Origin of the sequence: Cytobacillus sp. BC1816 (assembly GCF_051353635.1) — a bacterium.
Classification (GTDB): Bacteria; Bacillota; Bacilli; order Bacillales; family Cytobacillaceae; genus Cytobacillus; species Cytobacillus oceanisediminis_C.
Genome location: NZ_CP195611.1, coordinates 3889427 through 3914077, shown reverse-complemented (window position 1 = coordinate 3914077; position 24651 = coordinate 3889427). Strand labels below are relative to the sequence as shown.

Here is a 24651-nt window from a genome sequence, read left to right as displayed (position 1 = left end):
TTACAGGGGAGATACCCCCACTAAATTTTCACTGTGCTGCTGAAGCTTTGGCCAAGCCGTTTGGATTGGGCTGCCGCTTCCTTGATGCATTCAATAAAGGCTCTTTGCACCCCGTTTGCTTCAAGCACTTTTACACCTGCTTCAGTGGTGCCGCCGGGGCTTGTTACTTCCTTCCTAAGCTGCTGAGGATCCTTGGCCGACCTGGCCAGCATTTCGGCTGCCCCGATGAGGGTCTGGATGATGAATTCTTTCGCCATCTCCTTTTCGAGCCCGATTTCTTCTGCGCTTTTTTCCATGGCTTCTGCAAGATAGTAAATATACGCCGGTCCGCTGCCTGATAGGCCTGTCACAGCATCGAGCTGTTTTTCCTCAACAAACGCCGACTTTCCCACTGTATTAAAAATGCCTCTTACTGCTTCCATCTGTTTTTGGGTCACTCTTTCATTAGCCGATAAGGCGCTCGCTGACTTTCCGACGGCTGCCGATGTATTCGGCATGGCTCTCACGACTGGCAGCTTTTTTCCCGCCAATAGTTCAATGCTTTCGATTGAAACGCCAGCCAGAACGGAAATGATCAGCATATCTTCCTGTAAATAAGGTTTTATTAGAGTAATGGCATCCGCTGCATCTTTTGGCTTCATCGCTAAAATAACCGTTTCAGCCCCCCTGAACAGTTCACTGTGATCATAAGTTGCCTGAACGCCATAGGCTTTTTGCATGGATTGCAGCCTTTCCCTGCTGCACTTGTTTGTGACCCAAATATTGCTTCCGGTAATGAGCCGGCTATCAATCATTCCTGATATTAATGCTTCTGCCATTGATCCTGCTCCAACAATAGCTAATTTTTTCATTTGCTGTTATTCCTCCTTTATTGTTTTAAATGCCGGCTGACTAAAATAAAAAAAGCCTTTCCATCCAGTAAAGGACGAAAAGACTATGCTTCCGCGGTACCACCTTCATTGCCTTTTCATTCTTAGTGCAGCATGCCTGCCTGCTGCATCTGCTGTCTTTGAAAAGGCATCTCGATCCCGATAACGCCGGGGTGCGTTTAGGTTTTCCTAACAGCTCATAAGGCAGGTTCAATGGTCAAGTGGACTGTGAAGCCTTTCAGCCGCTGAGCTTCACTCTCTTTCGCCGTTTTCCATTTACTAATCTTATTCATCGCTATTTTTCTGCTGTCCAGTAGTGCAGCTTTGATCTGTGAAAATCAAATTTTAATTGTGATTATGCAAGAAGACACGCTTATTTGTCAAGCAGTATTTTCCAAAAAAATATTAACAATGCGCAAAAGTTATGTGAAAATAATGACAATTGATAAAAAGAACGGTACACTTATTTTTATATATGAAGATTTCTGAATTATGTTATGGAATTTCGGTAATTTGTACGCATGTAAAATGCTGATATTTTAAGGGTGAAACAAGTGGGTTTATCTAAAGGGCATATGGACTGTATGACTTGGATGGCCTGCGGAAGTATAAAAAAACAGCTTTATTTTATTTAAATATAGTGATTTTAGGGGGATTGTTGAAATGGCAAATTGGAAGGATGGAATTGCAAAGCTTGTTATCCCGACACCTTTTCCTGTCGGTGACGTTAATGTATATGCAGTAAAAGGGGAAAAGCTGACTCTTGTGGATGCCGGCCCTAAAACGGATGAAGCATGGGAAGCCTTAAAATCCCAGCTTAAAGAGCTGAATTTAACTCCCGATGATTTTGAACAGGTTGTCCTCACCCATCATCATCCCGATCATGCCGGGCTGCTTGACTTTTTCCCTGACAATCTCGAAGTGTTCGGGCACCGGATTAACCAAAGGTGGCTGTCCCGGACGGACCAATTTCTAAAATTTCATGATGAATTTTACTTAAAACTGTTCAACGAATTTGGGATTCCTGAAAGTTATTTTTCCTTTATAAATAAGATGAAAAAGACTCTGCGCTATTCCTGCAATCGTACCCTGACGGGGGAACTGGAGGAAGGCAGGCAGCCTGAAGGGCTGGTCGATTGGACGGTAATGGAGACACCTGGGCATGCACAGAGCCATATAGGTTTGTTCAGAGAGAAAGATGGTGTATTCCTTGGAGGAGACCATTTGCTTGCACACATTTCTCCTAATCCCATCCTGGAGCCGCCGCTTCCCGGCAATACGGAACGGCCAAAGCCGCAGCTTCAGTATAACGAGTCGCTGAAAAAGCTGCGGCAGCTGCCAATATCCCTTTTTTACTCTGGACATGGAGAGGATATTACAAATGTGAAAGAGTTAATAAACGAAAGGCTTGGCCGGCAGCATGAGCGGGCAATGAAAGTAAAGGCATGGCTTGAGTCCGAATCGCTCACCGTTTTTGAAGTGTGCCGCCGCCTTTTTCCGAAAGTTTATGAGAAGGAGCTTTCCCTGACGATTTCTGAAACGGTCGCTCAGCTTGACTATTTGCATTCAATAGGAGAGATTTATATAAATAAAGAGGAGGAAGCATTCTTGTATTCCGCATCAAAAGAGGTGGTTTGATTTGTCAGACAGATTAAAGAATAAAAATGTGATTATCACAGGTGCATCTGGAGGGATCGGGGCCCAAATGGCTATTCTTTGTGCCGAGAGGGGAGCAAACCTTGTCCTTCTTGCCCGCAGCCTTGACAAATTGCAGGAATTGCAGGCAGATTTGCTGAGGCGTTTTTCAGTGGATGTTTTCATACATAAACTTGATGTTTCGAACACTGACGAAATCTCGGCTGTTTTTTCCGAGGTACTTGCCCGGTTTGATCACATAGATGTTCTTGTGAATAATGCCGGGTTCGGAGTTTTCCGTGAAGCGCATGAAGCAAACGTTGAAGAAATAAAGGGAATGTTTGATGTAAATGTAGTTGGTTTAATGGCTTGCACCGGCATGGTGCTTCCGGTGATGAGGAAACAGAGGAGCGGCCATATTATTAATATCGCCTCACAGGCGGGCAAAATTGCCACACCGAAATCCAGTGTCTATTCCGCAACCAAGCATGCCGTTCTTGGCTATACAAACAGCCTTCGCATGGAGCTTGGCGACAGCAATGTGTTTGTGACCGCAGTTAATCCCGGACCGATTGAAACCAATTTTTTCAATATTGCAGATGAAAAGGGCACATACGTGAAAAATGTCAGCAAATTTATGCTTAAGCCCGAATATGTGGCGCTCAAGGTAGTTAATGCAATGCTCCGGCCGGTCAGGGAAATCAATCTTCCTCGTTGGATGAATGCGGGTAGCATCATCTATACACTTTTTCCAGGACTTTTCGAAAAAATTGGAAAACGTGCATTCAATCAGAAATAAGACAAGCGGAAGCACCTTGCCCACGAAGGAACGCAGACTAAGAACGCCGCGTCTTCCCAAAAGCTGCCGCTTTAGGTCGTGCGATGTATTCCTGCCGCAGCTTTCCTTGTCCTTTGGCAACGTCTGCATGACCCCCAGCCAGGGAGCCTCACCTCGAGGGGGAGGCTGCTTGCGCTGGACAGTTATTGACGTTCAAAACTTTATTGTCTTATGAAAAAGAAGCTGCAGCCAAAAACCTGCCGCTTCTTTTTTATTCTTTAAAAATAAGGTGAGCCCGTAATATACCCGTATATCACATCTTTTACTATTTCATGCAGCTCGCTGTCTGCTTCTTTATTTTTCTCCTCTATTACTTTATTGAATATTTCTGCAAATTCCCTGCTCTCAAACAAAATGGAATGGCTCTCCTCGTTATATTGCTTTAAACAGTTTTGAACCATTTTATATATCAGTCTTTTGTTCATTTTTTTTGCACCTCAAACTGATTATACTGGTTTCTGGTCATATCGGCACCTGGCAAAAGAACCTGTTTTAAGAAAAAACGCGTAAAATTTCCATTGAAACCGAACGCATATTCGCTTAATATAATGGGTATACATATACAGAACAGATGTTCTTGTTGATTATCTATTGGATTCAAGAGCTGCCGGCCAGCATAAGCAGGTACGGCGCCTTGCGCTTTTCTGAAGGAGGATGTCGAAGTCATGGTTGATTACAGCGCAATGCCGAATAATCAAATTTTGTGTGTTGATATGAAGAGCTTTTATGCAAGCTGTTCTGCTGTCATGCTTGGTCTGGATCCTCTTGACTGCTATCTTGTGATTGCCGGGAATGTGGAACGGAAGGGCAGTGTTGTTCTGGCTGCCTCTCCGCGAATGAAAAAAGAGTTTGGGATAAAGACAGGAGCCCGCCTTTTTGAGGTTCCTAATGACCCGCGCATTAGGATTGAGGAGCCGAAAATGGCGACTTATTTAAGAATCTCCACTGAAATCACCAGGGTGTTTAACCGTTATGTCCCCAAGGAAGCCATCCATACGTACAGTGTCGATGAAAGTTTTATAAAAGTAGACGGCGCAGTGCATCTCTGGGGTGATGCCCAGACAATTGCCTGGAAAATAAAAGATGATATTGAACGGGAATTTCAGCTCCCCTGTGCCATAGGAATAGGACCTAATTTGCTTATGTCAAAGCTCTGCCTGGATCTTGAGGCGAAAAAAAAGGGAGTTGCTGAATGGACGTATGAAGATGTGAAAACAAAGCTGTGGAATGTATCCCCTTTAAGGGAAATGTGGGGCATCGGCCGCCGTGTTGAAAAAACATTGAATGGAATGGGGATTTTTACAGTCGGACAGCTTGCCCGCTATGATCTGGCTAAGCTTGAAAGAAAGTTTGGGATTATGGGCAATCAGCTCTATCATCATGCATGGGGTATTGATCTGTCGGAAATAGGGGCACCGATCATGGAAGGACAGATCAGCTTTGGGAAAAGCCAGATTTTATTGAGGGATTACAAAGAGGAAAAGGAAATTAAGCATGTGGTCCTTGAGATGTGTGAGGAAGTGGCAAGAAGGGCCCGCAGCCACCGTAAAGCTGGCAGGACCATCAGCTTTGGCCTTGGCTACAGCCAGGATGAATTCGGAGGAGGCTTTTACCGCTCAAGGACAGTTGACCAGCCAACCAATATTACGATGGATCTTTATCGCGTTTGCCTCGAGCTTTTTAACGAGAGTTATGAGGGAAAAACAGTGCGTCAGATTTCCATTTCCCTCGGCAATATTACGGATGACTGTGAAATGCAGCTGAATCTGTTCGATTTGGATGGCTGGAAAAAAAGGGAGCTCGGCTATACAGTGGACCGGATCCGCTCGAAGTTTGGAGGCGGAGCTCTGCTAAGAGCCGTCTCTTATACAAGCGCAGGAACCGCCAAGCACCGTGCGACATTGGTTGGCGGCCATAAAATGTAAAAGGGGGTCAGCTTATGATTCGCGATCGGGGCAGAATAAAATGGACTTCTATGATGCTGCCGGAACATGTAAAGCTCTTAAGAGACTGGGCAGAGGAAGATACGTACGAGCAAAAGCGGGAATTGGATGAGCAGAAATTTGAATATATGAATGAAATTCTTTCGGAGGCAATGGAATTTCAAAAAAGCGTTACACTTACTCATTACAGGGGCAGAAATTATGAACTGGTCATCGGGAGCATCCATTACTGGGATGAACTTGGCCAAAAGCTTCATATTGTTGATCGCTTTGGGGAAATTCACCGTATTTCCATTAACGCTATAGCGGATGCGCGGTTCACGGAAGAATAGAGCTGTCTGGAACTGGATGAATTTAAAACGGGTAGTTTTTGGGCGCGGGAAGCACCTTAACAGCAGGGAGGTGTATGTAATATGCCTAGAGGAAAAGAACTGGAACAGCTGCCGATGGCTAATATCGCACCAGGGGCCGGGGAAGACAGTACGGACAGGGACCGGGAACTGCTTCAGGGGATTGTACAGGGTGAAAGAGCAACACCCGCAAGAATAAAAAATGAAAAAAAACGGGGATGACTGTCCCCGTTTTCCACCCTTATTGCTTGTCATCGAGAGCTTTCTCCGCACGGACACAGGATTGGAAAGTTCCTTTATGAGTGCCATCACAAAATGGAATTTTTGAGGATCTTCCGCAGCGGCAAAGGGAGAAGGTTTGTTTTGTTTCGAATTTATTGCCATCCATATCAATTAACTCTACATCACCTGTTACACGCAGCGATCCATTATCCATTACTTTAATCTGCGCCTTTGACATATCCAATCATCCTTTCACAACTTTGGTGGCTGAATAAGCAGCTGTCTCTTTCAGAAGCATGTTATTACTATCTGTGTTAAAATACAGCATATGCAAAGGGGAGGTAGTTTTAAACATGGAAATTGCATTAACTGAATTGGCGGCAGAAAAATTATCCGAACGGATTGCCGGCAAAGATGGATTCATAAAGCTAAAGTATGATATAGATGGCTGCGGCTGCGTAGTAAGCGGGGTAACGGCTCTTTGGCTTGTTAATGACCTGGATGAAGATGACAGGGAAATTAAAACGAACGCTGGCAGCATATATGCGGAAAAATCAAAGGAAGTATTTTTGGATGACGATTTAACAATAGACTTTTCAGTGAAAGCAAATTGCTTTCAGTTAAAAAGCCCGAATCAGTATTTAAACCCTAGGATGAGCTTTATTGATAAAACAAAATAATGATGTAGCAGGCGGCCGCTGTGGAAGGCGGTCTTTTTTAATTGTTTACATAGGTAAAAATACCCTTCCAAAATTCTGGAAAATAAGGTTTTAATATATTAGTAAAAGGTTACAGGCTAAATAGAATAACAATAACAAGGATGATTGTCATTATTGGTGAAGAAAGTGCTGATTGGAGGAGATTCGAATGAAGCAGAAGTTATTTTTGCTGGCGGCAGCTTTCCTGATGTTGTCAGGGTGCAGTACAGCAACAATGGGCCAGGCGATTGATAACGGAATTCCATTCAATGTAAAAGAAGTCTTACATAAAGAAAAAGTAAAAGATGGAGTCGTACTGCTGTATTTAACGCAGCAGAATGATGGACAAAAAGAGGTCGAGGCCATGGCGGCTGCCTATTTGAAGGGCAGTGACAAAAAAGGCTGGAAAAATGAAGGCCATAACCATTGGGAACATTATGAGAATGAACATATGACCGTTTATACAGATACTTTTTATGATTACGATAAGGAAGGTAAATTAGAAAACAGATTACCGATTATTTTTGGTGAGATTCAGAGCGGGGATATAAAAAAAGTAGAGGTAGCCGGCAAGGAAGAGAAATTTGAAGAAGCGGCTATTATTAAAAAGGAAAACAAACGCTATTATTTTAAAATGGGAGATTTTCATACTGCAAGAGGGCTGTCGGCAGAGGGCAAGGAAATCATAAAGAAAAAGAAAAATTAGAGGATCCTATAGGAAGCAGCTGGCTTAAATTGAAGCCAGCTGTTTCTATTGTGATAAAGTATCTTTGCTGTTGACATACTGATCCAAAAACTCGTCGATGACTTTTTCATAATCTTCTCTGTTTTCATTGAAGGATTGGGCATGGATTCCATTGGCAGCAAGGTAAAGTTGTTTAGGACCTTTTTTCTTCTCATATAAAGCTTCCGACATGGTCGGCAAAATAAAATCGTCTTTTTCACTGTGTATGAACAGGATCGGTTTCTTTATATTTTCAATAACAGAAATAGGCGATACATCTGCGATGGAGTATTTCTCACGCATCCGCAGAAATAGATCGGCAACAGGCAAAAAAAGCTTTGGCGAAAGCTTCATTTCTGCTTTCAGACGGTAAGCCAGCTGCGCTTTAAAGTCTGAAAAAGGACAATCGGCGATGTAAAAGTCGGCACCGTCTTCGAGCATTCCCGCATAGAGGATCATTGTAGCAGCTCCCATGCTTTCGCCATGAATGCCAATCTGAATATTTGGCCCTTTTTCTGCTTTAAGCCAATCAATAATTGCTTTTAAATCAAACTTTTCATAATGCCCGTAACTTGTCGTTCTTCCTCCGGATTCTCCGTGGCGGCGATGATCATAGATAACCGCATTAAATCCCCGGTCCAAAAACAGGTTCATATATTTAATCGAGTTCATTTTATTTTCCGTAACCCCGTGGGAAATAACAATATAGCGACTATTTTTATGCGGTTCGACAGCTACGGCTTTTAAGTTATAGCCAAATGGGGAGGGAATAAGCACTTCTCTTTTTGGCAGGCTGTCATACTTGATAAGATCAAGTCTGCCGGACTCTTTCTCCCTTTCTAAAATAAAGTCATCTTCCTTCTTTTTCATAAACATAAGCCTATTGGTAAAATAGACGCCGAGTGATGAAAGAAAGAGTACGATGGAAAATAAATAACGTAAAAACCTTCTCAAACCCATCCCTCCATCTTTTTTACTTTATTTTACCATTATGGATAAAATTAAAACAGAGATGTGAGCCGGGACATGCTGGAATTTCAGAAGGGAATCCCGGCATGAAAAAAGCCGCTTTGCGGCGGCTTATTGCTTCGCGTTTTGTCTTTTAGTTGGATGAATCGCCTTTTCTAAATCCTCGGCAGCAATCGTCTGGTTTACTGTATCGGAATTTGGCTTTCCCTTCTGGCTATATCCTTTATCGCGTTTTTGGCTCATCGGATTATCCCCCTTCTAATAGGCTTCAGCTGATTTCAGTTCGTCAGCTGCTATAGCAGTTGCTTTCATCTAATAAGATGCTATAAGAAAGGGCGCATTATTCATCTTAAGAAACTGCTATTGAACAGTTTGAGCGTTCAGCCTGAAATAGGTGCTTTCAATCGGCCTGGAAAGATGAGGCTGAACAATTTTTACCGCTTCCATTAATTGATCAAGGTTAACATTGGTTTCAATTCCCATACGCTCTAGCATATAAACAACATCTTCAGTTGCCGCATTGCCTGCAGCGCCCGGGGCAAATGGGCATCCGCCAAGTCCTCCGGCGGAAGTATCAAATCGGTCGACACCTGCCTGTAAGGCTGCAAAAATATTAGTAAGGGCCATTTTTCTTGTGTCATGGAAATGGGCAGTCAGCAGGGTAGTTGGAAACTCTTCTTTTAAACGGGAAAAAAGCCCATGCGATTCATGGGGAGCAGCCATCCCGATTGTATCTGCCACGCTTAATTCATCAGCCCCTGCGTCAACAAATTGACGGCATAGTCCAACTGTATCTTCAGGGTTAATTGCTCCTTCATACGGGCAATGAAATGCCGTGGAGATGCATGCGCGGACAAAGTAACCTTTCTCCTTCAGTTCTCCGATAATCGGCTTTAGTTCATCCATGCTTTCCTGAGTGGATTTATTGATATTTTTCTTATTAAATGTATTGCTTACACCGACGAAAACGGCAACGGCCCGGCATTCAGTCATATATACCCTGTCAATGCCTTTACGGTTTGGGGCCAGCACGATATCCCTTGTATTTGCATCAAGGCAATCTGCCGTAATTTCAGCTGCATCCCCCATCTGCGGGACCCACTTAGGAGACACAAATGAAGTAAGCTCCAATTCTGTTAATCCTGCATTTTTTAAACTTCTAATAAAGTCTTTCTTGACTTCGGTGGGTACAAAGGCCTTTTCATTTTGCAGTCCATCCCGCGGGCCCACTTCAATGATTGTTACTTTATCTGGAAATGCAAGCGTCATGTTTTCCTCTCCCGGTTCATATTTTAGATTGTGCCTGGTAAGCGCTTTCTTTAAAATGTTAAATCGCTTGAATTTATTGTAGTAGGAAAGTATTTTCGATTGCAAGAATAATAAAAATTTTGACAAAATAAAAGGAATTTTGAGATCTTGGCACGAATATAAGCAGAGAGATGTTTTGAAAGGATGAGAGAGATGGCACAAACAGAAGTCGTAATAGTCAGCGCGGTCCGGACAGCAATAGGCAGTTTTAATGGAAGCCTTAAAGATGTATCAGCACCAGAGCTTGGGGCGATTGCGATAAAAGGCGCACTTGAAAAAGCAGGCGTAACACCGGATCAGATAGATGAAGTAATCCTGGGGAATGTCCTGCAGGCAGGTCTGGGCCAGAATCCGGCAAGGCAGGCAGCTCTTAAAGCGGGACTTCCTGAAAGCGTTTCCGCGATGACGATTAATAAGGTTTGCGGTTCCGGGCTTAAAGCAGTTCATTTAGCTGCACAGGCCATTTTAGCTGGTGATGCAGAAGCGGTGATAGCTGGCGGCATGGAGAATATGAGTCAGGCTCCTTACATACTGAAAAATGCAAGAAATGGCTTTAAAATGGGAGATCAAAAGCTTATAGATTCGATGATATCAGAAGGGCTCTGGTGTGCCTTTAATGATTACCATATGGGAGTTACTGCTGAGAATCTCTGCTCGAAATACGAGCTGAGCCGGGAAGAACAGGACGAATTCGCAGCAGCCAGCCAGGAAAAGGCGGCAAAGGCAATTGAAAAAGGAAAATTCAATAATGAAATCGTTCCTGTGGAAATTCCTCAGCGAAAAGGGGATCCGGTTGTTTTTGATGCAGACGAGTATCCAAAGAAAGGGACGACTGCTGAAAAGCTCGCAGGCCTGCGCCCGGCGTTTAAGAAAGACGGCAGTGTAACAGCCGGTAATGCTTCCGGGATTAATGACGGGGCTGCAGTATTGCTTGTTATGAGCAAAAAGAAAGCAGATGCACTCGGTCTTAAGCCGTTAGTAACGATTAAAGGAAATGCAAGTGCAGGTGTGGATCCAAGCATAATGGGCATTGGCCCTGTTGCTGCGGTAAAAAAAGCGCTTGAAAAGGCATCTGTTTCCATGGATGAACTGGAGCTTATTGAAGCAAACGAAGCATTTGCAGCCCAGTCGCTCGCAGTTGACAGGGAGCTTCGTTTTAACAAGGAGATTCTGAATGTCAATGGCGGGGCCATTGCGCTCGGACATCCAATCGGCGCAAGCGGTGCAAGAATTCTTGTAACTCTTATTCATGAGATGCAAAAAAGACAGGCGAAAAAAGGCCTTGCAACTCTATGCATCGGCGGTGGCCAGGGGGTAGCCACAGTGGTGGAGCTTGCTTAGGAAATTCGAAAGTAAATGAATAGCAAAAAAATTGAGTATTTCAAATGAAAGGAGTGATTGAAGTGAAGAAAATTTGTACTTCCTTCAGTGAAGCGGTTCAGGAAATTCATGATGGCGCTGTCCTAATGGTTGGCGGCTTCGGTCTGTGCGGAATCCCTGAAAACCTTATTCTTGCTTTAGTTGATAAAGGGGTCAAGGACCTAACTGTCATTTCAAATAACTGCGGTGTTGATGATTGGGGGCTTGGACTGCTTTTAAAAAATAAACAGATTAAGAAAATGGTCGGTTCTTATGTCGGCGAAAACAAAGAGTTTGAGAGACAGGTTCTTTCAGGCGAAATTGAAGTAGAGCTGCTCCCTCAAGGAACGCTGGCGGAAAAAATCCGTGCAGGCGGTGCCGGCATTCCTGCTTTTTATACGCCGGCAGGAGTAGGTACATCGATTGCAGAGGGGAAAGAGACCAAGATTTTTGACGGCAAGGAATATCTCCTTGAAGAGGCACTGAAAGCAGACTTCAGCCTTGTAAGGGCATGGAAGGGCGATAAAATGGGCAATCTTGTATATCACAAAACTGCCCGGAACTTCAATCCGATGATTGCAGCAGCAGGCAAAGTGACAATTGCAGAAGTGGAGACACTTTATGAAATTGGTGAATTGGATCCGAACTATATTCATACGCCGAGCATCTATGTTCAGTCGCTGATTAAGGGAAAACAGGAAAAGCGCATTGAAAGACTGACTGTAAAGAAATAGATACTGACGGAAGGAGAGGGACTCATGAGTAACGATAAAGCAGCAGTCCGCGAGAAAATCGCCAGACGTGCTGAGAAAGAAATTGAAAATGGTTTTTACGTGAATTTGGGAATTGGCATGCCGACATTGGTTGCAAACTATATTTCTGATAATAAAGAAGTAGTCCTTCAATCTGAAAATGGATTGCTGGGAATTGGACCATATCCTGCTGAAAGCGAAGTTGATCCGGATTTAATTAATGCAGGAAAAGAAACAGTTACCGCAATTTCGGGGGCCTCGTATTTTGATAGTGCTGAATCATTTGCGATGATCAGGGGAGGCCATGTGAATATTGCCATTCTCGGCGGAATGGAGGTTTCCGAAAAAGGTGATCTGGCCAACTGGATGATTCCAGGGAAGATGATCAAGGGAATGGGCGGTGCAATGGATCTGGTTCATGGTGCCAATAAAATCATCGTCATTATGGATCACACTAATAAAAATGGCGATTCGAAGATTCTTAAAGACTGCAGCCTGCCTTTAACAGGAAAAAACGTCGTTGACCGCATTATAACTGAGCGGGCAGTCATCGATGTAACCGATTCAGGTTTGAAGCTTGTTGAAGTCGCTAAAGGCTTCACAATCGAGGACATAATCAATTCAACAGAACCTGAATTGCAAATTGACGAAAACGTTGTCACAGAAGCTTATTAATACCTTTTGAAAAGTACAGCTGAAAATGCTGTGCTTTTCATTATTTTTTACTCGGTTTTATCCTAAAGAAAAGAGGAGAAAAAATGAGATTTTCATTTAAAGGGATCGACCATATCCAGCTGGCAGCTCCAAAAGGCTGCGAGGATAATGCCAGGAAATTTTACGGTGAACAGCTTGGACTGAAGGAAATTCCCAAGCCTGAAAATCTTCAGAAGCGCGGCGGCTGCTGGTTTATATGCGGAGATCAGGAAATCCATATCGGGGTGCAGGAAGGCTTCTTGGCGGCAAAAAAAGCGCACCCTGGATTTATTGTGGAAAACCTCGAGGACTTGAGAAGCACTCTTCAAAAGCAGAAGATAGCTATAAAGGAAGAACCGCCTATAGACGGAAGAAAGCGATTCTTTGTTGATGACCCATTCGGAAACAGAATTGAGTTTCTGGAGTATTTGCCATAATAACGATTCAGCCTGTTCCTTCATCAATAAAAAAATATGTTATAATAAATGGCAAAATTAGTTGATGAGGGGATACTATGAAAAAGAAAAAACATCATTCCCAGCCTAAGAAAGACGATAAGCCAGTCACACTTGGCGACATGCTAAATCAGGACTTGATGGAGCAATTAAAAGGGAAGAAGCAGGAATTAAAAGCTGCTGAAGATAAACAGAAGGAAGAAGAAGAGCGCAGAAAAAGAGAGGAAAGAAGACTCCGCGAAAAAAATAAAAGTTTTGAAGAATTGCTTGGAGAAAGCGATCTTAACTGGAAAGAGTTCAAATAAAAAAGTTTCATTTAAAATAACCGAGGGCAAAGATTAATAAAAAAGACGGGGGTCGTTCCATGTTTTCTTTATTAAGTTTTATATTTGCTCTCGGTTTTTCATTTGTGCACTTCTCTTCAAAGTACATGAAATTTTTAACCTATATCCCAAGAAGCAGGCTTCTGTCAGCCGCAAGCGGAATCTCTGTAGCTTATATATTTGTACATGTCCTTCCAGAGCTTAAAAAACATCAGGAAAGTCTTGAAGGGATGGAAAGATCTGAGATTTTCAAATACCTGGATAGCCATGTTTACATATTTGCCATGATGGGTCTTTGCGCCTTTTATGGAATTGAGAAAGCAGTTAAATATTCTCAAAAAAATAAGGATGAGAGGAATGCAGCAAAACTTTTTGGGCTTCATATATCCAGTTTTTTTATTTACAATATGCTAATTGGCTATCTGCTTGTACATGGGGAGTTTGACAGTCTAAAAGAATGGCTTATTTATTTTTTTGCCCTTTCAGTCCACTTTATTTCTAATGATCATGGCTTAAGGCAATCACATAAAAGGATATACGATAAATATGGGCAATGGGTACTGACATTTTCCATATTAATAGGATGGGCAGTTGGAGTCTTAACAGAAGTAAGTGAGATGGTAATTGCTTTCTTATTTGCAGCTCTAGCAGGAGGAGTGATATTAAATGTGCTTAAAGAGGAGCTGCCTGAGGAAAGAGAAAGCAATTTTGCTGCTTTTATTGGGGGAGTGGCAGGATATACAATAATCTTAATAATGATTTAAGAGCTGACCTTTGCGTCAGCCCTCATCGGTTAAGTTATCTATGCTGTTCATACTTGTTTAACTTTGCAATGGATTTTATCAGAGCCAATTCGTCTTTATTCAGGGGATGGGCTCTTGCTGCTTTTGCATTTTCCCTTACTTGCTCAGCTCGGCTTGCACCTGCCGCAACAGAAGCAACAGCATGATCCGCGAGATTATACTGAAATGCTATCTCGGTCATGGAGCGCTCGTCTGAAATTATCTCTCTTATACTGCTGATTGTTTTTTTCAATTCAGAGTAGCTGTAATCCAAATACCCTTTCGCTTTTACCGATTCAGATGCTTTATCAAGCATTTTGTTGCTAAGCATTCCTTTAGCAAGGGGACCTCTTGTAATTGCGCTGATGCCTTTTTGATTTAAAAGAGGCAGAGCTTCTTCTTCCGGACGCCGATCTAAAATGCTGTATTGCATCATGACAGAGACAATGGAGGATTTCGCAGCATATTCACGGATCACATTTGGACGGATGGAGGATATGCCATACTGTCGAATGTATCCTTCTTCCTTCAGTTCCTCAAATGCTTCAATGGTGTCATCAATAGGATCTTCAATCGTGCCGCCATGAAGCTGATATAAATCAATATAGTCTGTGCCCAGCCTTTTTAAACTGTCCTTTACAGCTTCTTTGATGTGACTTTTTGAGGGATCCCAGCTCCAGCCATCTTTATTTTTATTCCAGCGGTTGCCGGCTTTGGTAGCAATGATCACCTGTTCGCGGACACTCTTTAAGGATTGTCCGACAAGCTTTTCATTTTCGCCAAAGTCATATAAATCAGCTGTATCAAAATAATTGATTCCTTCTTCAAGGGCAGCTTCAATAATCTCCTGAGCCTGGGAAGGGTTGGTGCCAATTGACATGCAGCCCAGCCCAAGCTCGCTTACGTACAAGTCTGAGTTTCCAAGTCTTCTCTTTTTCAAGTACCCACCTCATTTAAGTGTTTTCTATAATTGTACATAAACAAATGAGGCATACTCAAATTTAGAGGCTTATCATTTTATATTGTTCTGAGATTCAACCCAGTCTTTTACAAGGACATACTGCCTGCTGTATTGTTTTAGTTTCTCACGGACTTCCCAGGCTTTGCCGGTCAGAATAATCCCCCTGCTGTGCACATACACCTTCATGCCATACTCCCCCTCATCAAGTATGATAAAATGTATGAGCAATCAGTAACGGAATAGAACAGGAGTGACGTAATCAATGAGCCGCCTAGAAGAAAAAACGATTCAAACAGAAAAAATCTTCACTGGAAAAGTTATTAGTCTGCAGGTGGAAGATGTTGAGCTGCCCAATGGCAAAACATCAAAGCGGGAAATTATTAAACATCCCGGGGCAGTAGCTGTATTGGCAGTTACGGATGAAAATAAAATCGTGATGGTTGAACAATATAGAAAGGCGCTGGATAAGATTATTGCCGAAATACCGGCCGGTAAGCTTGAAGCAGGGGAAGATCCCAGAGTTTGTGCAGAGAGGGAGCTGGAAGAAGAAACGGGATACGGCTGCGGGGAAATGGAATGGCTGATCTCATTCTACACTTCTCCCGGATTTGCTGACGAGCTGGTACATCTATATATAGCAAAGGGTCTTATGATAAAGGAAAATGCCGCATCTCCTGATGAAGATGAATTTGTGAATCTTATGGAAGTAACGCTTGATGAAGCAATATCCCTGCTGAAGGAGCAGAAGATTCATGACGCGAAAACCGCTTATGCAATCCAATATCTCCAGCTGCAAGAGGCGCTGAAAAAATAAAATGAAACGCTATTTTGCAGATTTCCATATCCATATTGGACGCACCTTTACGGGAAAGCCGGTTAAAATAACAGGCGCTAAATCCCTTACCTTCACAAATATCATCAGGCATGCCCGCAATGAAAAAGGGCTTGATATCATCGGCATTATTGATTGTCATTCTCCTGAAGTCATACTTGAAATCGAAGATTTGGCCCAAAAAGGCATTGTAACTGAACATAGGGATGGGGGACTTCAATATGGAGATTTAACAATTATACCCGGGTCGGAACTTGAAATATATGATGATTCCTGTAAAGGCCCCATTCACGTTCTTTGCTTCCTTCCGACTCTTTCAGCCATGAAGGTTTTCTCAGCCTGGTTATCGGGACATTTAAAGAACATAACGTTAAGTTCACAGAGAATTTATGCCTCAGGCAGAATGCTTCAGGAAAAAGTGAAGGAACTGGATGGGCTTTTTATTCCTGCCCATGTTTTTACCCCATTTAAAAGTTTATTCGGGAAAGGGGTAGAGCGGTCGCTGACAGAGGTATTTGATCCTGACTTAATCGATGCAATAGAGCTGGGGCTCAGTGCAGATACTAAGATGGCAGATCAAATAGCTGAACTTCACAATTATACCTTTTTAACAAACTCAGATGCCCATTCACTAAAAAAAATAGCGAGAGAATATCAAATCCTTGAGATGGAGTCACCTACATTTGCCGAACTGAAGAAGGCTTTGACTGGAAAAGAAAAATGCAAGGTGAAAGCCAATTTCGGGCTTGATCCGCTGCTTGGCAAATACCATCAGACAGTTTGCTCTGAATGTTTTGGACCCTTTGATGAAGCAAAGGGTAAATGCAGAAATTGCAGTCACCACAAATTTATCAAAGGCGTGGCTGACCGGATCTCTGAACTAAAATCATCTGGAGAATTGCTCGTTGAACGGCCTCCTTATATTCATCAGGTGCCGCTTGAATTCATTCCAGGGCTAGGCCCGAAAATGCTGGAAAAGCTGCTGAATTATTTCGGCACTGAAATGGCCATTCTTCACGATGTTCCATTATCAGAAATAAACAAAGTAATCCCTGAGAAAATAGCCAAGCTTATTGGGAAAGCGCGTGAAGGAACATTAAACCTCAAGGCAGGGGGCGGAGGCAAGTACGGCAAAATTATGGATATCTAAAAAACATAGAGCCCATCAGGCTCTATGTTTTTTAGGTGCTTTAGCATAAACGCATGTATCCCTAAGCTCTGTTCCATCTGCGCTGAGGCTGTCATTGAGCAATACTCCTTCAAGTGTGTATCCCAGCCTTTCGGGAATCCTTCGGCTGTTTATGTTTTTCGGGTCACATCTAATTTCCACTCTATTCGCTTCAAAATGCTCAAAAGCAAATTTGGTCAACCCTTCAGCAGCTTCAGTTATATAGCCGTTTTTCTGAAACCTTGTGTCTCCCCAATAACCTATTTCAAATTTGCGGACATCCCAATCGATTCGGTGCAGGCCAGTGGAACCGACAAAAGCATCGTCTTCTTTCCGGTAAATATGGATGCGGAAATCTTCCCTAAGGATAAACTTTGCATAAGATCTGCGGATACCCGCTTCAGCTTCTTCCTCTGATTGATCTTTCTGTGCAAAAGGAAGCCATTTTTTTAGCTCAGCAGCCGAAGCTGTTACAGCTTCATGAACGGCTTTCCCATCTCCGGGCATGGCAGGTCTCATATATAGTCTTTCGGTTTCAATCCTCTCTGGAAACTCATTTAAAATCGGATCCATTTATTTATTCCTCCAATGACTATTTAAATAATTTTGAAAATTATAACGGAAATAACTGGATTATTCAAGACTTTTTTCCATTGGGGAATAATCCAATTCTTTGTCATACAAATCTGGGACAGGCATACAATTTAATATCCAATCTGTTTTGTTTTAGGAGGAAGAGCAATGAAGAAAAAAATGTACCAGAACGCTGCAGCAGCCCACTTTCGCGAACATTCCTCAATCTATTTATTTGTTGTTGTGTTATTTCTGATGGGTGTCATTTTTGGGGCTATCGTTGTAAATAGCTTAAGCTTTACACAAAAGGAAGATTTATTTTATTATCTGTCGCAGTTTTTTGGCCAGGTATCAGATGGACATGTTGCAGCAGCGGATGAATTATTCAAACAGAGCTTTTTCCATAATACGAAATTTATAGGGCTGATGTGGATTTTGGGAATCTCTATAATTGGACTGCCTGTCATTCTGATTCTTCTATTTATGAAAGGGATGGTGGTTGGCTTTACAGTTGGTTTTCTCGTTAACCAAATGGGATGGGAGGGGTTTTTGCTTTCCTTTGTATCGGTCCTTCCCCAGAATCTGATCATTATACCTATATTTATTCTCGCTGCAGCATTGGCTGTTTCTTTCTCTTTAAAAATGATAAGAAGACAATTTATGAAAAAAGTCGGTCAGCCCATGATGCCGCTTTTCGGAAGATATATGATTGCTTTTGCAGTAGCCATTCTGTTTCTAATTGCAGCAGCCGGAGTGGAGGCGTTTATCTCTCCTGTCTTAATGAAGTCTGTTGTCAACTCAATCCAATCCTAATATGTGAATGACTGCAAAAGGCAGAGCTGGCGGCTCTGCCTTTTGTTTGTACAGAAAAAGGGATAGAAACAAAAAAGATAGGGTACATATAAAGAGGTTTAAATATGTTTTAAAAAATATTATAATAATTATTATATAAAAGTAATTTTTATCTGTTATTTATAATTATTTTATTTTGAATGTGATCTTATTTCTGTTATAATGAGAATGTTAGTGGCGAGGGAGGGACTTTCGGTATGGAAAGCAGAATTGAAAGAATAAAAAAACAGTTGCATTCATCCAGCTATAAACTAACACCACAGCGAGAGGCAACAGTTCGCGTCCTGTTAGAACACGAAGAGGATCATTTAAGTGCGGAAGATGTCTACCTCCTAGTAAAAGAGAAATCGCCTGAGATAGGCTTGGCAACTGTATATAGAACACTTGAATTGCTGACTGAACTAAAAATTGTCGATAAAATTAACTTTGGTGATGGAGTTTCCCGTTATGACCTGCGTCAGGAAGGGGCAGCCCATTTTCACCACCATTTAGTCTGTATTGAGTGCGGAGCTGTTGATGAAATTCAGGAAGATTTGCTTGAAGACGTAGAGGAAGTGGTTGAACGCCGCTGGAATTTTAAAATAAAGGATCACCGCCTTACGTTTCATGGCATCTGCTACCGCTGCCAGGATAAACAGACAGACAACGAAACCGAAGCAGAAGAAAACTAATATTCACTGACAAAGCTTATTCTTACATGAGAATGGGCTTTTTATTTTGAGCTATTTTCACAAAGTTTGCTGCGTTCAAATGGGTAAAAATATTTTACCGCTGAGTTTTGAACCTCGCTGTGGGCACTTGATCCACGAAAATGCTATTGTATTTCCTTCGTGCGTGTTCATTCAAAGAAGTTTATTCAATGTCCTGCGGGAGGAGGTTCTCACTCCTCCCCGCGGAAAGCAAGTCCCCGTGCCGAAATCAACGGGCTACTTTCTGAAAAACAATATTCTAGAATAGCCTGGTTATAAAAGAGAAATCCAACTAAAAAGGAAAGTGCCCTGAAGAAACGCCAATTATGCAGATTCAGGTATAATTCTTGTCCAAAATGGCATACCTTTTAATAATAGAAAGCATTTGAATCTTTGCTTATTAAAAGTGATGGAGGACCAAACAATGAAATCCTGGCTGAGTATGGCTTTTCAGACCATTAAAGTGTTTGTCATTTTTACTGGATGCACAATCCTTTTTTATTATGGTATTATGTGGTTAAATGAAGAATACCAGGATTATCACCGCTATGACGAACCACAGGGAGCGGCTGTTAAGGTGTCAGCGAGCGGAACAGATGAAGATAGGAGCTTGCTGGACCGGTTAATTCTTTTCTACTTAAATGGGGAGTAATGCAATTATATGGATGATCAGTTAAGAGACTTTATTCATTATTTACTTGTAGAAAAAGGCCTCGCCAAAAATACAATTGTATCTTATGAAAGAGATTTGAAAAGTTATCTGAAATATCTCAAGTCTGAAGAGAAGATTTCAAACCTTGAGAGTGTGCAGCGTACGCAGATTGTCCAATTTCTCGGCTTTTTAAAAAAACAGGGTAAATCTTCAAAAACCTTGGCCCGGCATATAGCCTCCTTAAGGGCCTTTCACCAATTTCTGCTCCGCGAAAAAGCAGTTGGCCATGACCCATCTGTTCATATAGAAACACCGAAAATGGAACGTTCGCTTCCAAAAGTATTAAACATGCAGGAAGTGGAAACTTTATTGGATTTTCCAGAGAAAAAGGATCACTTTGGGTTGCGTGATAAAGCCATGCTTGAACTTTTATATGCTACAGGTATTCGCGTGAGTGAGCTGATAGGCCTGAACATGGGTGATGTCCATTTAACGATGGGCTTTGTAAGATGTATAGGCAAAGGAAACAAGGAACGGATTGTGCCTATTGGCAAAACAGCCTCCGAAGCTCTTGAAAAGTATTTAAGTGAAGGAAGAGGAAAGTTTGCTTCAAAAAAGTATAAAGATGAAGCGTTATTTTTAAATCATCACGGCAAACGTCTTTCAAGACAGGGATTTTGGAAAATATTGAAGCGGCTTGCTCAGGAGGCAGGGATCGACAAGGAACTTACTCCGCATACGCTGAGGCATTCATTTGCTACTCATCTGCTTGAAAATGGTGCTGATTTGCGGGCAGTCCAGGAAATGCTTGGACATGCCGATATTTCCACCACACAAATTTATACGCATGTTACCAAAACTCGCCTTAAAGATGTCTACAGCCAATATCATCCGCGTGCTTAAACCATTAATTAAATAAATGTCATAAAGCTGCCATGAAAAGTAGGCAGCTTTTTCTTGTCTTTTTACCTGTTTATTATGTAAAATATAGATGTCAGACTTCTGACGAATGAAAGGGCTATCTAAATATTTATTTAACTGAAAGAATTTCCGTTTTTACTGTCTAGCTCCACCGCCTGCCTCCTTCTGATGTCGTGGGCGGGCAAGCGTTCCGCTTTTCTTTCAGCAAGAGAATCAGTGTTAAATAAACCTAAAAAGGGTACTATACGAATATGATTTTTGTAACCGTATTCAAATAATTAGGAGGTTTTCATATGTCTGCATATACATATAATCGCGTTTTTTTAATCGTCATGGACTCAGTAGGAATTGGCGAAGCGCCTGATGCCGATAAGTTCGGTGATAAAGGCGCTGATACGATCGGTCACATCGCAGAAAAAATGAATGGCCTGAAGATGCCCAACATGGGCAAACTCGGGCTTAGTAATATCAGTGAAATCAAAGGAATCGAAAAAGCAGAGAAGCCGATGGCGTTTTACACAAAAATGCAGGAAGCTTCCAACGGAAAAGACACAATGACTGGACATTGGGAGATCATGGGCTTGAATATCCAAACTCCTTTCCGGGTATTTCCAAACGGGTTCCCGCAGGAATTGATTTCTGAACTTGAAGCCCGTACCGGAAGAAAAATAATCGGCAATAAACCGGCGAGCGGAACGGAAATTCTGGTTGAACTCGGGGAAGAGCATATGAAAACCGGCGCTTTGATTGTTTATACATCAGCGGATTCAGTACTGCAGATTGCGGCACATGAAGATATAATACCAATCGAAGAACAGTATAAAATCTGTAAGATAGCACGCGATCTGACGCTGGATGAAAAATATATGGTGGGCAGAGTGATTGCCAGACCATTCATTGGCGAGCCGGGAAATTTCCAAAGAACATCAAATAGACATGATTATGCGTTAAAGCCATTTGACCGCACGGTAATGAACGAAATGGCAGACAGCGGCCTTGATGTATTGGCAATCGGCAAAATTTCTGACATTTTTGATGGCGAAGGGGTAACTGAAGCCATTCGCACTACTTCAAATATGGACGGAATGGATAAGCTGATTGAAACATTTGAAAAAGAGTTTACGGGCCTGAGCTTTTTGAATCTTGTTGACTTTGATGCATTGTTTGGGCATAGACGGGATCCAGAAGGCTATGGAAAAGCTCTTGAAGAATTTGATGAGCGCCTGCCTGAAGTATTTGAAAAAATGCAGGACGGCGACCTATTAATGATCACTGCCGACCATGGCAATGACCCTGTCCATCATGGTACAGATCATACACGTGAATATGTTCCACTTCTTGTTTACTCAAAAGACATGGAGGAGGGGCAAGAGCTTCCAATTAGCGAGACCTTTGCAGATATTGGGGCAACAATTGCCGATAACTTTAATGTAAAGATGCCGGCTTTTGGCAAAAGCTTTTTAAATCAATTGAAATAATGCAATAAAACAGCAGATGAGGAGAATGACGATGAATTATAGCAAAATTCAAAATGCGGCTGAATTTCTTAAAAATAAATATACAGGGCAGCCAAAGATTGGGCTGATATTGGGGTCAGGACTTGGAGTACTGGCAGACGAAATTGAAGAACCGGTTAAAATCCCATATAACGAAATCCCGGATTTTCCTGTATCAACAGTAGAGGGCCATGCTGGACAATTGGTATTCGGACGTTTGAACGGCATTGAAGTGGTTGCTATGCAAGGCCGTTTCCATTATTACGAAGGATACTCATTTGATAAGGTAACCTTTCCTGTAAGAGTTATGAACGAAATGGGTGTTGAGAAGCTTATTGTTACGAATGCAGCAGGCGGTGTGAATGAAACCTATTCACCTGGTGATCTCATGCTTATTTCAGACCATATCAACAATATGGGCAGCAATCCGCTTATTGGTCCTAATGATTCCCGTATGGGTCCGCGTTTTCCGGATATGTCAGAAGCATATTCCAAAGAGTTGAGAAAGCTTGCCAGAGGTATAGCGGATAAGCTAAACCTGAAGGTTCAGGAAGGAGTTTATGTCGGCAATACAGGGCCAACTTATGAAACTCCTGCAGAAATTCGCATGCTGAGAACGATGGGGGGAGATGCAGTCGGTATGTCAACTGTCCCAGAAGTCATTGTGGCACAGCATTCAGGAATGAATGTGCTTGGAATCTCCTGTATCTCAAATATGGCTGCGGGTATCCTGGATCAGCCGCTGAACCACGAGGAAGTTATCGAAACGACTGAGAAAGTCAAAGCCGATTTCCTTCGTTATGTGAAAGCAATCGTTAAAGAACTTGGTGCATAAGATTTCTTATGGTAATTTTGGAGGCATGCAGCTAACTTAGTTTAATTACTGAGTTGATTCTTCGCGGTGGACACTTGATCCTGGAAAATGGATTCGCATTTTCTTCGTCAAGGAGGGTTATTCAATGTCCTGCGGGAGGAGAGGGAGCGTGAGACCCCCCAAGCGAAGCCGAAGAGGCTTTGGTTCCTCCCCGTGGAAAAACAAGTGTCCCGTGCTGAAATCAACGGGTTTACTTATTGTGCAAAAACAACAATCGGTTAGGAAAGAGCCATATGAAAAGAATAAATGAAAGCAGTGGTGTTTGAGATGAGAATGGTTGATCTTATTGAAAAGAAAAGGGATGGCCTTGAGTTAGCAACTGAAGAAATTAAGTTTGTCATTAAAGGATATACAGATGGTTCAATCCCGGATTATCAGGTAAGTGCGTTAACAATGGCTATCTTTTTCCAGGGAATGACAGAGAACGAAAGAGCCGACTTGACTATGGCGATGGTAGAATCCGGTGATCAAATCGACTTATCAAAAATAGAAGGCATTAAAGTAGATAAACATTCAACTGGCGGTGTTGGCGATACAACAACACTGGTCCTGGGACCGCTTGTAGCGGCAGTTGGTGTTCCGGTTGCGAAGATGTCAGGCAGGGGACTCGGACATACAGGCGGAACAATCGACAAACTTGAGTCTGTAGAAGGTTTCCATGTGGAAATTGAAAATGATGAATTTATTAAGCTTGTTAATCAAAATAAAATTGCAGTAATTGGACAGAGCGGCAACTTAACACCAGCAGACAAAAAGTTGTATGCACTTCGCGATGTTACAGCTACAGTCGACAGCATCCCTCTAATTGCAAGTTCGATTATGAGCAAGAAAATCGCTGCAGGTGCTGATGCCATTGTCCTTGATGTTAAAACAGGCGCTGGCGCATTTATGAAAACGCTTGAAGATTCACGGGAATTAGCGAAAGCGATGGTTCGAATCGGAAATAATGTTGGCAGAAACACAATGGCAGTTATTTCGGATATGAGCCAGCCGCTGGGTTATGCAATTGGAAATGCCCTTGAAGTAAAAGAAGCGATCGATACCTTAAAAGGCGAAGGTCCTGAGGATTTGACAGAACTTTGCCTGACCTTGGGCAGCCATATGGTTTTCTTGGCGGAAAAAGCGGATTCACTGAAGGAAGCGCGTGAAAAGCTTGAGAATGTTATTAAAGACGGTTCTGCTTTAGACACATTCAAAGTATTCTTAAGCTCTCAAGGCGGAGATGCTTCCGTTGTTGATGATCCGCAAAAATTGCCTCAGGCAAAATATACATTTGAATTAGAAGCTAAGCAGGATGGCTATGTTTCTGAGATTGCAGCAGATGAAATCGGAACAGCAGCCATGCTTTTAGGAGCAGGAAGAGCAACCAAGGAATCCGAAATCGATCTTGCTGTCGGCCTTATGTTAAGAAAGAAAATCGGCGACCAGGTACAGAAGGGTGAATCTCTAGTAACCATCTACAGCAATTTCGAAAATGTAGAAGAAGTAAAAAATATGCTTTATGAAAACATTGCTATATCGACTGAAAAAGTATCGGCTCCAGTATTGATTCATGAAGAAATAACTGAATAATATAGCAGCAAAAAGCCGCCAGGACTTTATGTCTGGCGGCTTTTTGCTGTGGTGCTGTTTCTCTTATTTTCTTTTTAGCCAGCCAGTACTGTATAAATTTTCTTTGAATGGAAAAAATGGAGGCTATAAAGAATGGAGGTA

The 24651-nt window shown here is 42.3% G+C and carries 31 protein-coding genes and 1 other annotated feature; of the genes, 22 read left to right on the top strand and 9 right to left on the bottom strand.

Features of this window, described 5'->3' with window-relative positions; translation table 11 throughout:
- Nucleotides 1-20 precede the first annotated feature (20 nt).
- The gene (gene proC, locus ACR42H_RS19960) at nucleotides 21-851 is read right to left on the bottom strand and encodes a pyrroline-5-carboxylate reductase (RefSeq protein ID WP_113884437.1); all 831 of its coding nucleotides are present in this window, start codon (nucleotides 849-851) and stop codon (nucleotides 21-23) included.
- Between the two features lie 67 nt (nucleotides 852-918).
- Nucleotides 919-1171, bottom strand: a binding site (T-box leader).
- 361 nt (nucleotides 1172-1532) lie between these two features.
- Here proC and ACR42H_RS19955 point away from each other — a divergent pair.
- Both ACR42H_RS19955 and ACR42H_RS19950 read left to right on the top strand, forming a co-directional pair.
- On the top strand, nucleotides 1533-2507 hold the full coding sequence (locus tag ACR42H_RS19955) for an MBL fold metallo-hydrolase (RefSeq protein WP_436372804.1): 975 nt from the start codon (nucleotides 1533-1535) through the stop codon (nucleotides 2505-2507).
- A gap of 1 nt (nucleotide 2508) precedes the next feature.
- On the top strand, nucleotides 2509-3303 hold the full coding sequence (locus ACR42H_RS19950; protein ID WP_436372801.1) for an SDR family NAD(P)-dependent oxidoreductase: 795 nt from the start codon (nucleotides 2509-2511) through the stop codon (nucleotides 3301-3303).
- A 257-nt stretch (nucleotides 3304-3560) separates the two neighbouring features.
- Here the strand turns inward: ACR42H_RS19950 and ACR42H_RS19945 are convergent, their stop codons facing one another.
- Nucleotides 3561-3767, bottom strand: coding sequence for a YqzH family protein (locus ACR42H_RS19945; RefSeq protein ID WP_436372799.1), 207 nt, complete (start codon nucleotides 3765-3767; stop codon nucleotides 3561-3563).
- A 240-nt stretch (nucleotides 3768-4007) separates the two neighbouring features.
- Between ACR42H_RS19945 and ACR42H_RS19940 the strand changes: the two genes are divergently transcribed.
- The 3 genes from ACR42H_RS19940 (at nucleotide 4008) to ACR42H_RS19930 (ending at nucleotide 5857) form a co-directional block, all read left to right on the top strand.
- Nucleotides 4008-5267 (top strand): DinB/UmuC family translesion DNA polymerase, encoded by a 1260-nt coding sequence (locus ACR42H_RS19940; RefSeq protein ID WP_436372796.1) that lies wholly within the window; start codon nucleotides 4008-4010, stop codon nucleotides 5265-5267.
- 14 nt (nucleotides 5268-5281) lie between these two features.
- Nucleotides 5282-5617, top strand: coding sequence for a YolD-like family protein (locus ACR42H_RS19935; protein WP_009332849.1), 336 nt, complete (start codon nucleotides 5282-5284; stop codon nucleotides 5615-5617).
- A gap of 81 nt (nucleotides 5618-5698) precedes the next feature.
- On the top strand, nucleotides 5699-5857 hold the full coding sequence (locus ACR42H_RS19930) for a hypothetical protein (RefSeq protein WP_166672404.1): 159 nt from the start codon (nucleotides 5699-5701) through the stop codon (nucleotides 5855-5857).
- A 19-nt stretch (nucleotides 5858-5876) separates the two neighbouring features.
- Here the strand turns inward: ACR42H_RS19930 and ACR42H_RS19925 are convergent, their stop codons facing one another.
- Complete coding sequence (locus tag ACR42H_RS19925) at nucleotides 5877-6095, bottom strand: CDGSH iron-sulfur domain-containing protein (RefSeq protein WP_113884443.1); 219 nt, start codon at nucleotides 6093-6095, stop codon at nucleotides 5877-5879.
- 115 nt (nucleotides 6096-6210) lie between these two features.
- On the opposite strand from ACR42H_RS19925, the gene ACR42H_RS19920 reads away from it, so the two are divergent.
- Nucleotides 6211-6537: an iron-sulfur cluster biosynthesis family protein gene (locus ACR42H_RS19920; RefSeq protein WP_009332846.1), complete on the top strand. Its 327-nt coding sequence runs from the start codon at nucleotides 6211-6213 to the stop codon at nucleotides 6535-6537.
- Between the two features lie 187 nt (nucleotides 6538-6724).
- Entirely contained in the window at nucleotides 6725-7261 is a 537-nt protein-coding gene (locus ACR42H_RS19915; RefSeq protein WP_436372792.1) for a hypothetical protein, read from the top strand.
- 45 nt (nucleotides 7262-7306) lie between these two features.
- Here the strand turns inward: ACR42H_RS19915 and ACR42H_RS19910 are convergent, their stop codons facing one another.
- The 3 genes from ACR42H_RS19910 to ACR42H_RS19900 form a co-directional block, all read right to left on the bottom strand.
- Complete coding sequence (locus ACR42H_RS19910) at nucleotides 7307-8233, bottom strand: alpha/beta hydrolase (protein WP_113884446.1); 927 nt, start codon at nucleotides 8231-8233, stop codon at nucleotides 7307-7309.
- Nucleotides 8234-8359: 126 nt separating this feature from the next.
- Nucleotides 8360-8491, bottom strand: coding sequence for a hypothetical protein (locus ACR42H_RS19905; RefSeq protein ID WP_019380331.1), 132 nt, complete (start codon nucleotides 8489-8491; stop codon nucleotides 8360-8362).
- Between the two features lie 117 nt (nucleotides 8492-8608).
- A complete protein-coding gene (locus ACR42H_RS19900; protein WP_113884447.1) occupies nucleotides 8609-9517 on the bottom strand; it encodes a hydroxymethylglutaryl-CoA lyase in 909 nt (302 codons plus the stop codon).
- Between the two features lie 192 nt (nucleotides 9518-9709).
- Between ACR42H_RS19900 and ACR42H_RS19895 the strand changes: the two genes are divergently transcribed.
- The 6 genes from ACR42H_RS19895 to ACR42H_RS19870 all read left to right on the top strand — a co-directional run bounded on the left by ACR42H_RS19895 (nucleotide 9710) and on the right by ACR42H_RS19870 (nucleotide 13902).
- Nucleotides 9710-10897: an acetyl-CoA C-acetyltransferase gene (locus ACR42H_RS19895; RefSeq protein WP_436372788.1), complete on the top strand. Its 1188-nt coding sequence runs from the start codon at nucleotides 9710-9712 to the stop codon at nucleotides 10895-10897.
- A gap of 62 nt (nucleotides 10898-10959) precedes the next feature.
- On the top strand, nucleotides 10960-11649 hold the full coding sequence (locus ACR42H_RS19890; protein WP_436372786.1) for a CoA transferase subunit A: 690 nt from the start codon (nucleotides 10960-10962) through the stop codon (nucleotides 11647-11649).
- 24 nt (nucleotides 11650-11673) lie between these two features.
- Nucleotides 11674-12342 (top strand): 3-oxoacid CoA-transferase subunit B, encoded by a 669-nt coding sequence (locus tag ACR42H_RS19885; protein WP_113884450.1) that lies wholly within the window; start codon nucleotides 11674-11676, stop codon nucleotides 12340-12342.
- An 83-nt stretch (nucleotides 12343-12425) separates the two neighbouring features.
- Nucleotides 12426-12797, top strand: coding sequence for a VOC family protein (locus ACR42H_RS19880; protein ID WP_436372783.1), 372 nt, complete (start codon nucleotides 12426-12428; stop codon nucleotides 12795-12797).
- A gap of 77 nt (nucleotides 12798-12874) precedes the next feature.
- Nucleotides 12875-13120: a YqkE family protein gene (locus ACR42H_RS19875; RefSeq protein WP_035330060.1), complete on the top strand. Its 246-nt coding sequence runs from the start codon at nucleotides 12875-12877 to the stop codon at nucleotides 13118-13120.
- 59 nt (nucleotides 13121-13179) lie between these two features.
- A complete protein-coding gene (locus tag ACR42H_RS19870) occupies nucleotides 13180-13902 on the top strand; it encodes a hypothetical protein (RefSeq protein ID WP_113884452.1) in 723 nt (240 codons plus the stop codon).
- Nucleotides 13903-13936: 34 nt separating this feature from the next.
- Here the strand turns inward: ACR42H_RS19870 and ACR42H_RS19865 are convergent, their stop codons facing one another.
- A complete protein-coding gene (locus ACR42H_RS19865; protein WP_436372781.1) occupies nucleotides 13937-14860 on the bottom strand; it encodes an aldo/keto reductase in 924 nt (307 codons plus the stop codon).
- Between the two features lie 72 nt (nucleotides 14861-14932).
- Entirely contained in the window at nucleotides 14933-15067 is a 135-nt protein-coding gene (gene mciZ, locus ACR42H_RS19860) for a Z-ring formation inhibitor MciZ (protein WP_113884454.1), read from the bottom strand.
- 76 nt (nucleotides 15068-15143) lie between these two features.
- Between mciZ and ACR42H_RS19855 the strand changes: the two genes are divergently transcribed.
- Together ACR42H_RS19855 and ACR42H_RS19850 are read left to right on the top strand one after the other, a co-directional pair.
- Nucleotides 15144-15695 (top strand): NUDIX hydrolase, encoded by a 552-nt coding sequence (locus ACR42H_RS19855; RefSeq protein ID WP_436372778.1) that lies wholly within the window; start codon nucleotides 15144-15146, stop codon nucleotides 15693-15695.
- A 1-nt stretch (nucleotide 15696) separates the two neighbouring features.
- Nucleotides 15697-16863 carry an endonuclease Q family protein gene (locus ACR42H_RS19850; protein WP_113884456.1) on the top strand — a complete coding sequence of 389 codons (1167 nt, stop codon included), beginning with the start codon at nucleotides 15697-15699 and terminating at the stop codon, nucleotides 16861-16863.
- Nucleotides 16864-16878: 15 nt separating this feature from the next.
- On the opposite strand, the gene ACR42H_RS19845 is transcribed toward ACR42H_RS19850, so the two are convergent.
- Complete coding sequence (locus ACR42H_RS19845) at nucleotides 16879-17454, bottom strand: GNAT family N-acetyltransferase (RefSeq protein WP_436372775.1); 576 nt, start codon at nucleotides 17452-17454, stop codon at nucleotides 16879-16881.
- A 168-nt stretch (nucleotides 17455-17622) separates the two neighbouring features.
- On the opposite strand from ACR42H_RS19845, the gene spoIIM reads away from it, so the two are divergent.
- From spoIIM to ACR42H_RS19810, 7 genes are all read left to right on the top strand, one after another.
- Complete coding sequence (gene spoIIM, locus ACR42H_RS19840; RefSeq protein ID WP_113884458.1) at nucleotides 17623-18267, top strand: stage II sporulation protein M; 645 nt, start codon at nucleotides 17623-17625, stop codon at nucleotides 18265-18267.
- Nucleotides 18268-18503: 236 nt separating this feature from the next.
- Nucleotides 18504-18977, top strand: a complete 474-nt coding sequence (locus ACR42H_RS19835) for a Fur family transcriptional regulator (RefSeq protein ID WP_113884459.1) — start codon at nucleotides 18504-18506, stop codon at nucleotides 18975-18977.
- 442 nt (nucleotides 18978-19419) lie between these two features.
- On the top strand, nucleotides 19420-19647 hold the full coding sequence (locus ACR42H_RS19830) for a YqzK family protein (protein WP_009332831.1): 228 nt from the start codon (nucleotides 19420-19422) through the stop codon (nucleotides 19645-19647).
- A gap of 9 nt (nucleotides 19648-19656) precedes the next feature.
- Nucleotides 19657-20550: a site-specific tyrosine recombinase XerD gene (xerD, locus tag ACR42H_RS19825; RefSeq protein ID WP_113884460.1), complete on the top strand. Its 894-nt coding sequence runs from the start codon at nucleotides 19657-19659 to the stop codon at nucleotides 20548-20550.
- A 311-nt stretch (nucleotides 20551-20861) separates the two neighbouring features.
- Nucleotides 20862-22046, top strand: coding sequence for a phosphopentomutase (deoB, locus tag ACR42H_RS19820; RefSeq protein WP_436372770.1), 1185 nt, complete (start codon nucleotides 20862-20864; stop codon nucleotides 22044-22046).
- 31 nt (nucleotides 22047-22077) lie between these two features.
- The gene (locus ACR42H_RS19815) at nucleotides 22078-22899 is read left to right on the top strand and encodes a purine-nucleoside phosphorylase (RefSeq protein ID WP_113884462.1); all 822 of its coding nucleotides are present in this window, start codon (nucleotides 22078-22080) and stop codon (nucleotides 22897-22899) included.
- 306 nt (nucleotides 22900-23205) lie between these two features.
- Nucleotides 23206-24510 (top strand): pyrimidine-nucleoside phosphorylase, encoded by a 1305-nt coding sequence (locus ACR42H_RS19810; RefSeq protein ID WP_436377023.1) that lies wholly within the window; start codon nucleotides 23206-23208, stop codon nucleotides 24508-24510.
- Nucleotides 24511-24651 lie beyond the last annotated feature (141 nt).

Bases quoted from the DNA above. Each gene is read 5' to 3' on its own strand.
- mciZ (WP_113884454.1), bottom strand. From the start codon at position 15,067: ATGAAGGTGTATGTGCACAGCAGGGGGATTATTCTGACCGGCAAAGCC.
- ACR42H_RS19925 (WP_113884443.1), bottom strand. From the start codon at position 6,095: ATGTCAAAGGCGCAGATTAAAGTAATGGATAATGGATCGCTGCGTGTA.
- ACR42H_RS19915 (WP_436372792.1), top strand. From the start codon at position 6,725: ATGAAGCAGAAGTTATTTTTGCTGGCGGCAGCTTTCCTGATGTTGTCA.
- proC (WP_113884437.1), bottom strand. From the start codon at position 851: ATGAAAAAATTAGCTATTGTTGGAGCAGGATCAATGGCAGAAGCATTA.
- xerD (WP_113884460.1), top strand. From the start codon at position 19,657: ATGGATGATCAGTTAAGAGACTTTATTCATTATTTACTTGTAGAAAAA.
- spoIIM (WP_113884458.1), top strand. From the start codon at position 17,623: ATGAAGAAAAAAATGTACCAGAACGCTGCAGCAGCCCACTTTCGCGAA.
- deoB (WP_436372770.1), top strand. From the start codon at position 20,862: ATGTCTGCATATACATATAATCGCGTTTTTTTAATCGTCATGGACTCA.
- ACR42H_RS19900 (WP_113884447.1), bottom strand. From the start codon at position 9,517: ATGACGCTTGCATTTCCAGATAAAGTAACAATCATTGAAGTGGGCCCG.
- ACR42H_RS19830 (WP_009332831.1), top strand. From the start codon at position 19,420: ATGAAATCCTGGCTGAGTATGGCTTTTCAGACCATTAAAGTGTTTGTC.
- ACR42H_RS19835 (WP_113884459.1), top strand. From the start codon at position 18,504: ATGGAAAGCAGAATTGAAAGAATAAAAAAACAGTTGCATTCATCCAGC.
- ACR42H_RS19920 (WP_009332846.1), top strand. From the start codon at position 6,211: ATGGAAATTGCATTAACTGAATTGGCGGCAGAAAAATTATCCGAACGG.
- ACR42H_RS19855 (WP_436372778.1), top strand. From the start codon at position 15,144: ATGAGCCGCCTAGAAGAAAAAACGATTCAAACAGAAAAAATCTTCACT.
- ACR42H_RS19810 (WP_436377023.1), top strand. From the start codon at position 23,206: ATGAGAATGGTTGATCTTATTGAAAAGAAAAGGGATGGCCTTGAGTTA.
- ACR42H_RS19870 (WP_113884452.1), top strand. From the start codon at position 13,180: ATGTTTTCTTTATTAAGTTTTATATTTGCTCTCGGTTTTTCATTTGTG.
- ACR42H_RS19935 (WP_009332849.1), top strand. From the start codon at position 5,282: ATGATTCGCGATCGGGGCAGAATAAAATGGACTTCTATGATGCTGCCG.
- ACR42H_RS19880 (WP_436372783.1), top strand. From the start codon at position 12,426: ATGAGATTTTCATTTAAAGGGATCGACCATATCCAGCTGGCAGCTCCA.
- ACR42H_RS19940 (WP_436372796.1), top strand. From the start codon at position 4,008: ATGGTTGATTACAGCGCAATGCCGAATAATCAAATTTTGTGTGTTGAT.
- ACR42H_RS19885 (WP_113884450.1), top strand. From the start codon at position 11,674: ATGAGTAACGATAAAGCAGCAGTCCGCGAGAAAATCGCCAGACGTGCT.
- ACR42H_RS19850 (WP_113884456.1), top strand. From the start codon at position 15,697: ATGAAACGCTATTTTGCAGATTTCCATATCCATATTGGACGCACCTTT.
- ACR42H_RS19895 (WP_436372788.1), top strand. From the start codon at position 9,710: ATGGCACAAACAGAAGTCGTAATAGTCAGCGCGGTCCGGACAGCAATA.
- ACR42H_RS19945 (WP_436372799.1), bottom strand. From the start codon at position 3,767: ATGAACAAAAGACTGATATATAAAATGGTTCAAAACTGTTTAAAGCAA.
- ACR42H_RS19815 (WP_113884462.1), top strand. From the start codon at position 22,078: ATGAATTATAGCAAAATTCAAAATGCGGCTGAATTTCTTAAAAATAAA.
- ACR42H_RS19845 (WP_436372775.1), bottom strand. From the start codon at position 17,454: ATGGATCCGATTTTAAATGAGTTTCCAGAGAGGATTGAAACCGAAAGA.
- ACR42H_RS19930 (WP_166672404.1), top strand. From the start codon at position 5,699: ATGCCTAGAGGAAAAGAACTGGAACAGCTGCCGATGGCTAATATCGCA.
- ACR42H_RS19875 (WP_035330060.1), top strand. From the start codon at position 12,875: ATGAAAAAGAAAAAACATCATTCCCAGCCTAAGAAAGACGATAAGCCA.
- ACR42H_RS19905 (WP_019380331.1), bottom strand. From the start codon at position 8,491: ATGAGCCAAAAACGCGATAAAGGATATAGCCAGAAGGGAAAGCCAAAT.
- ACR42H_RS19955 (WP_436372804.1), top strand. From the start codon at position 1,533: ATGGCAAATTGGAAGGATGGAATTGCAAAGCTTGTTATCCCGACACCT.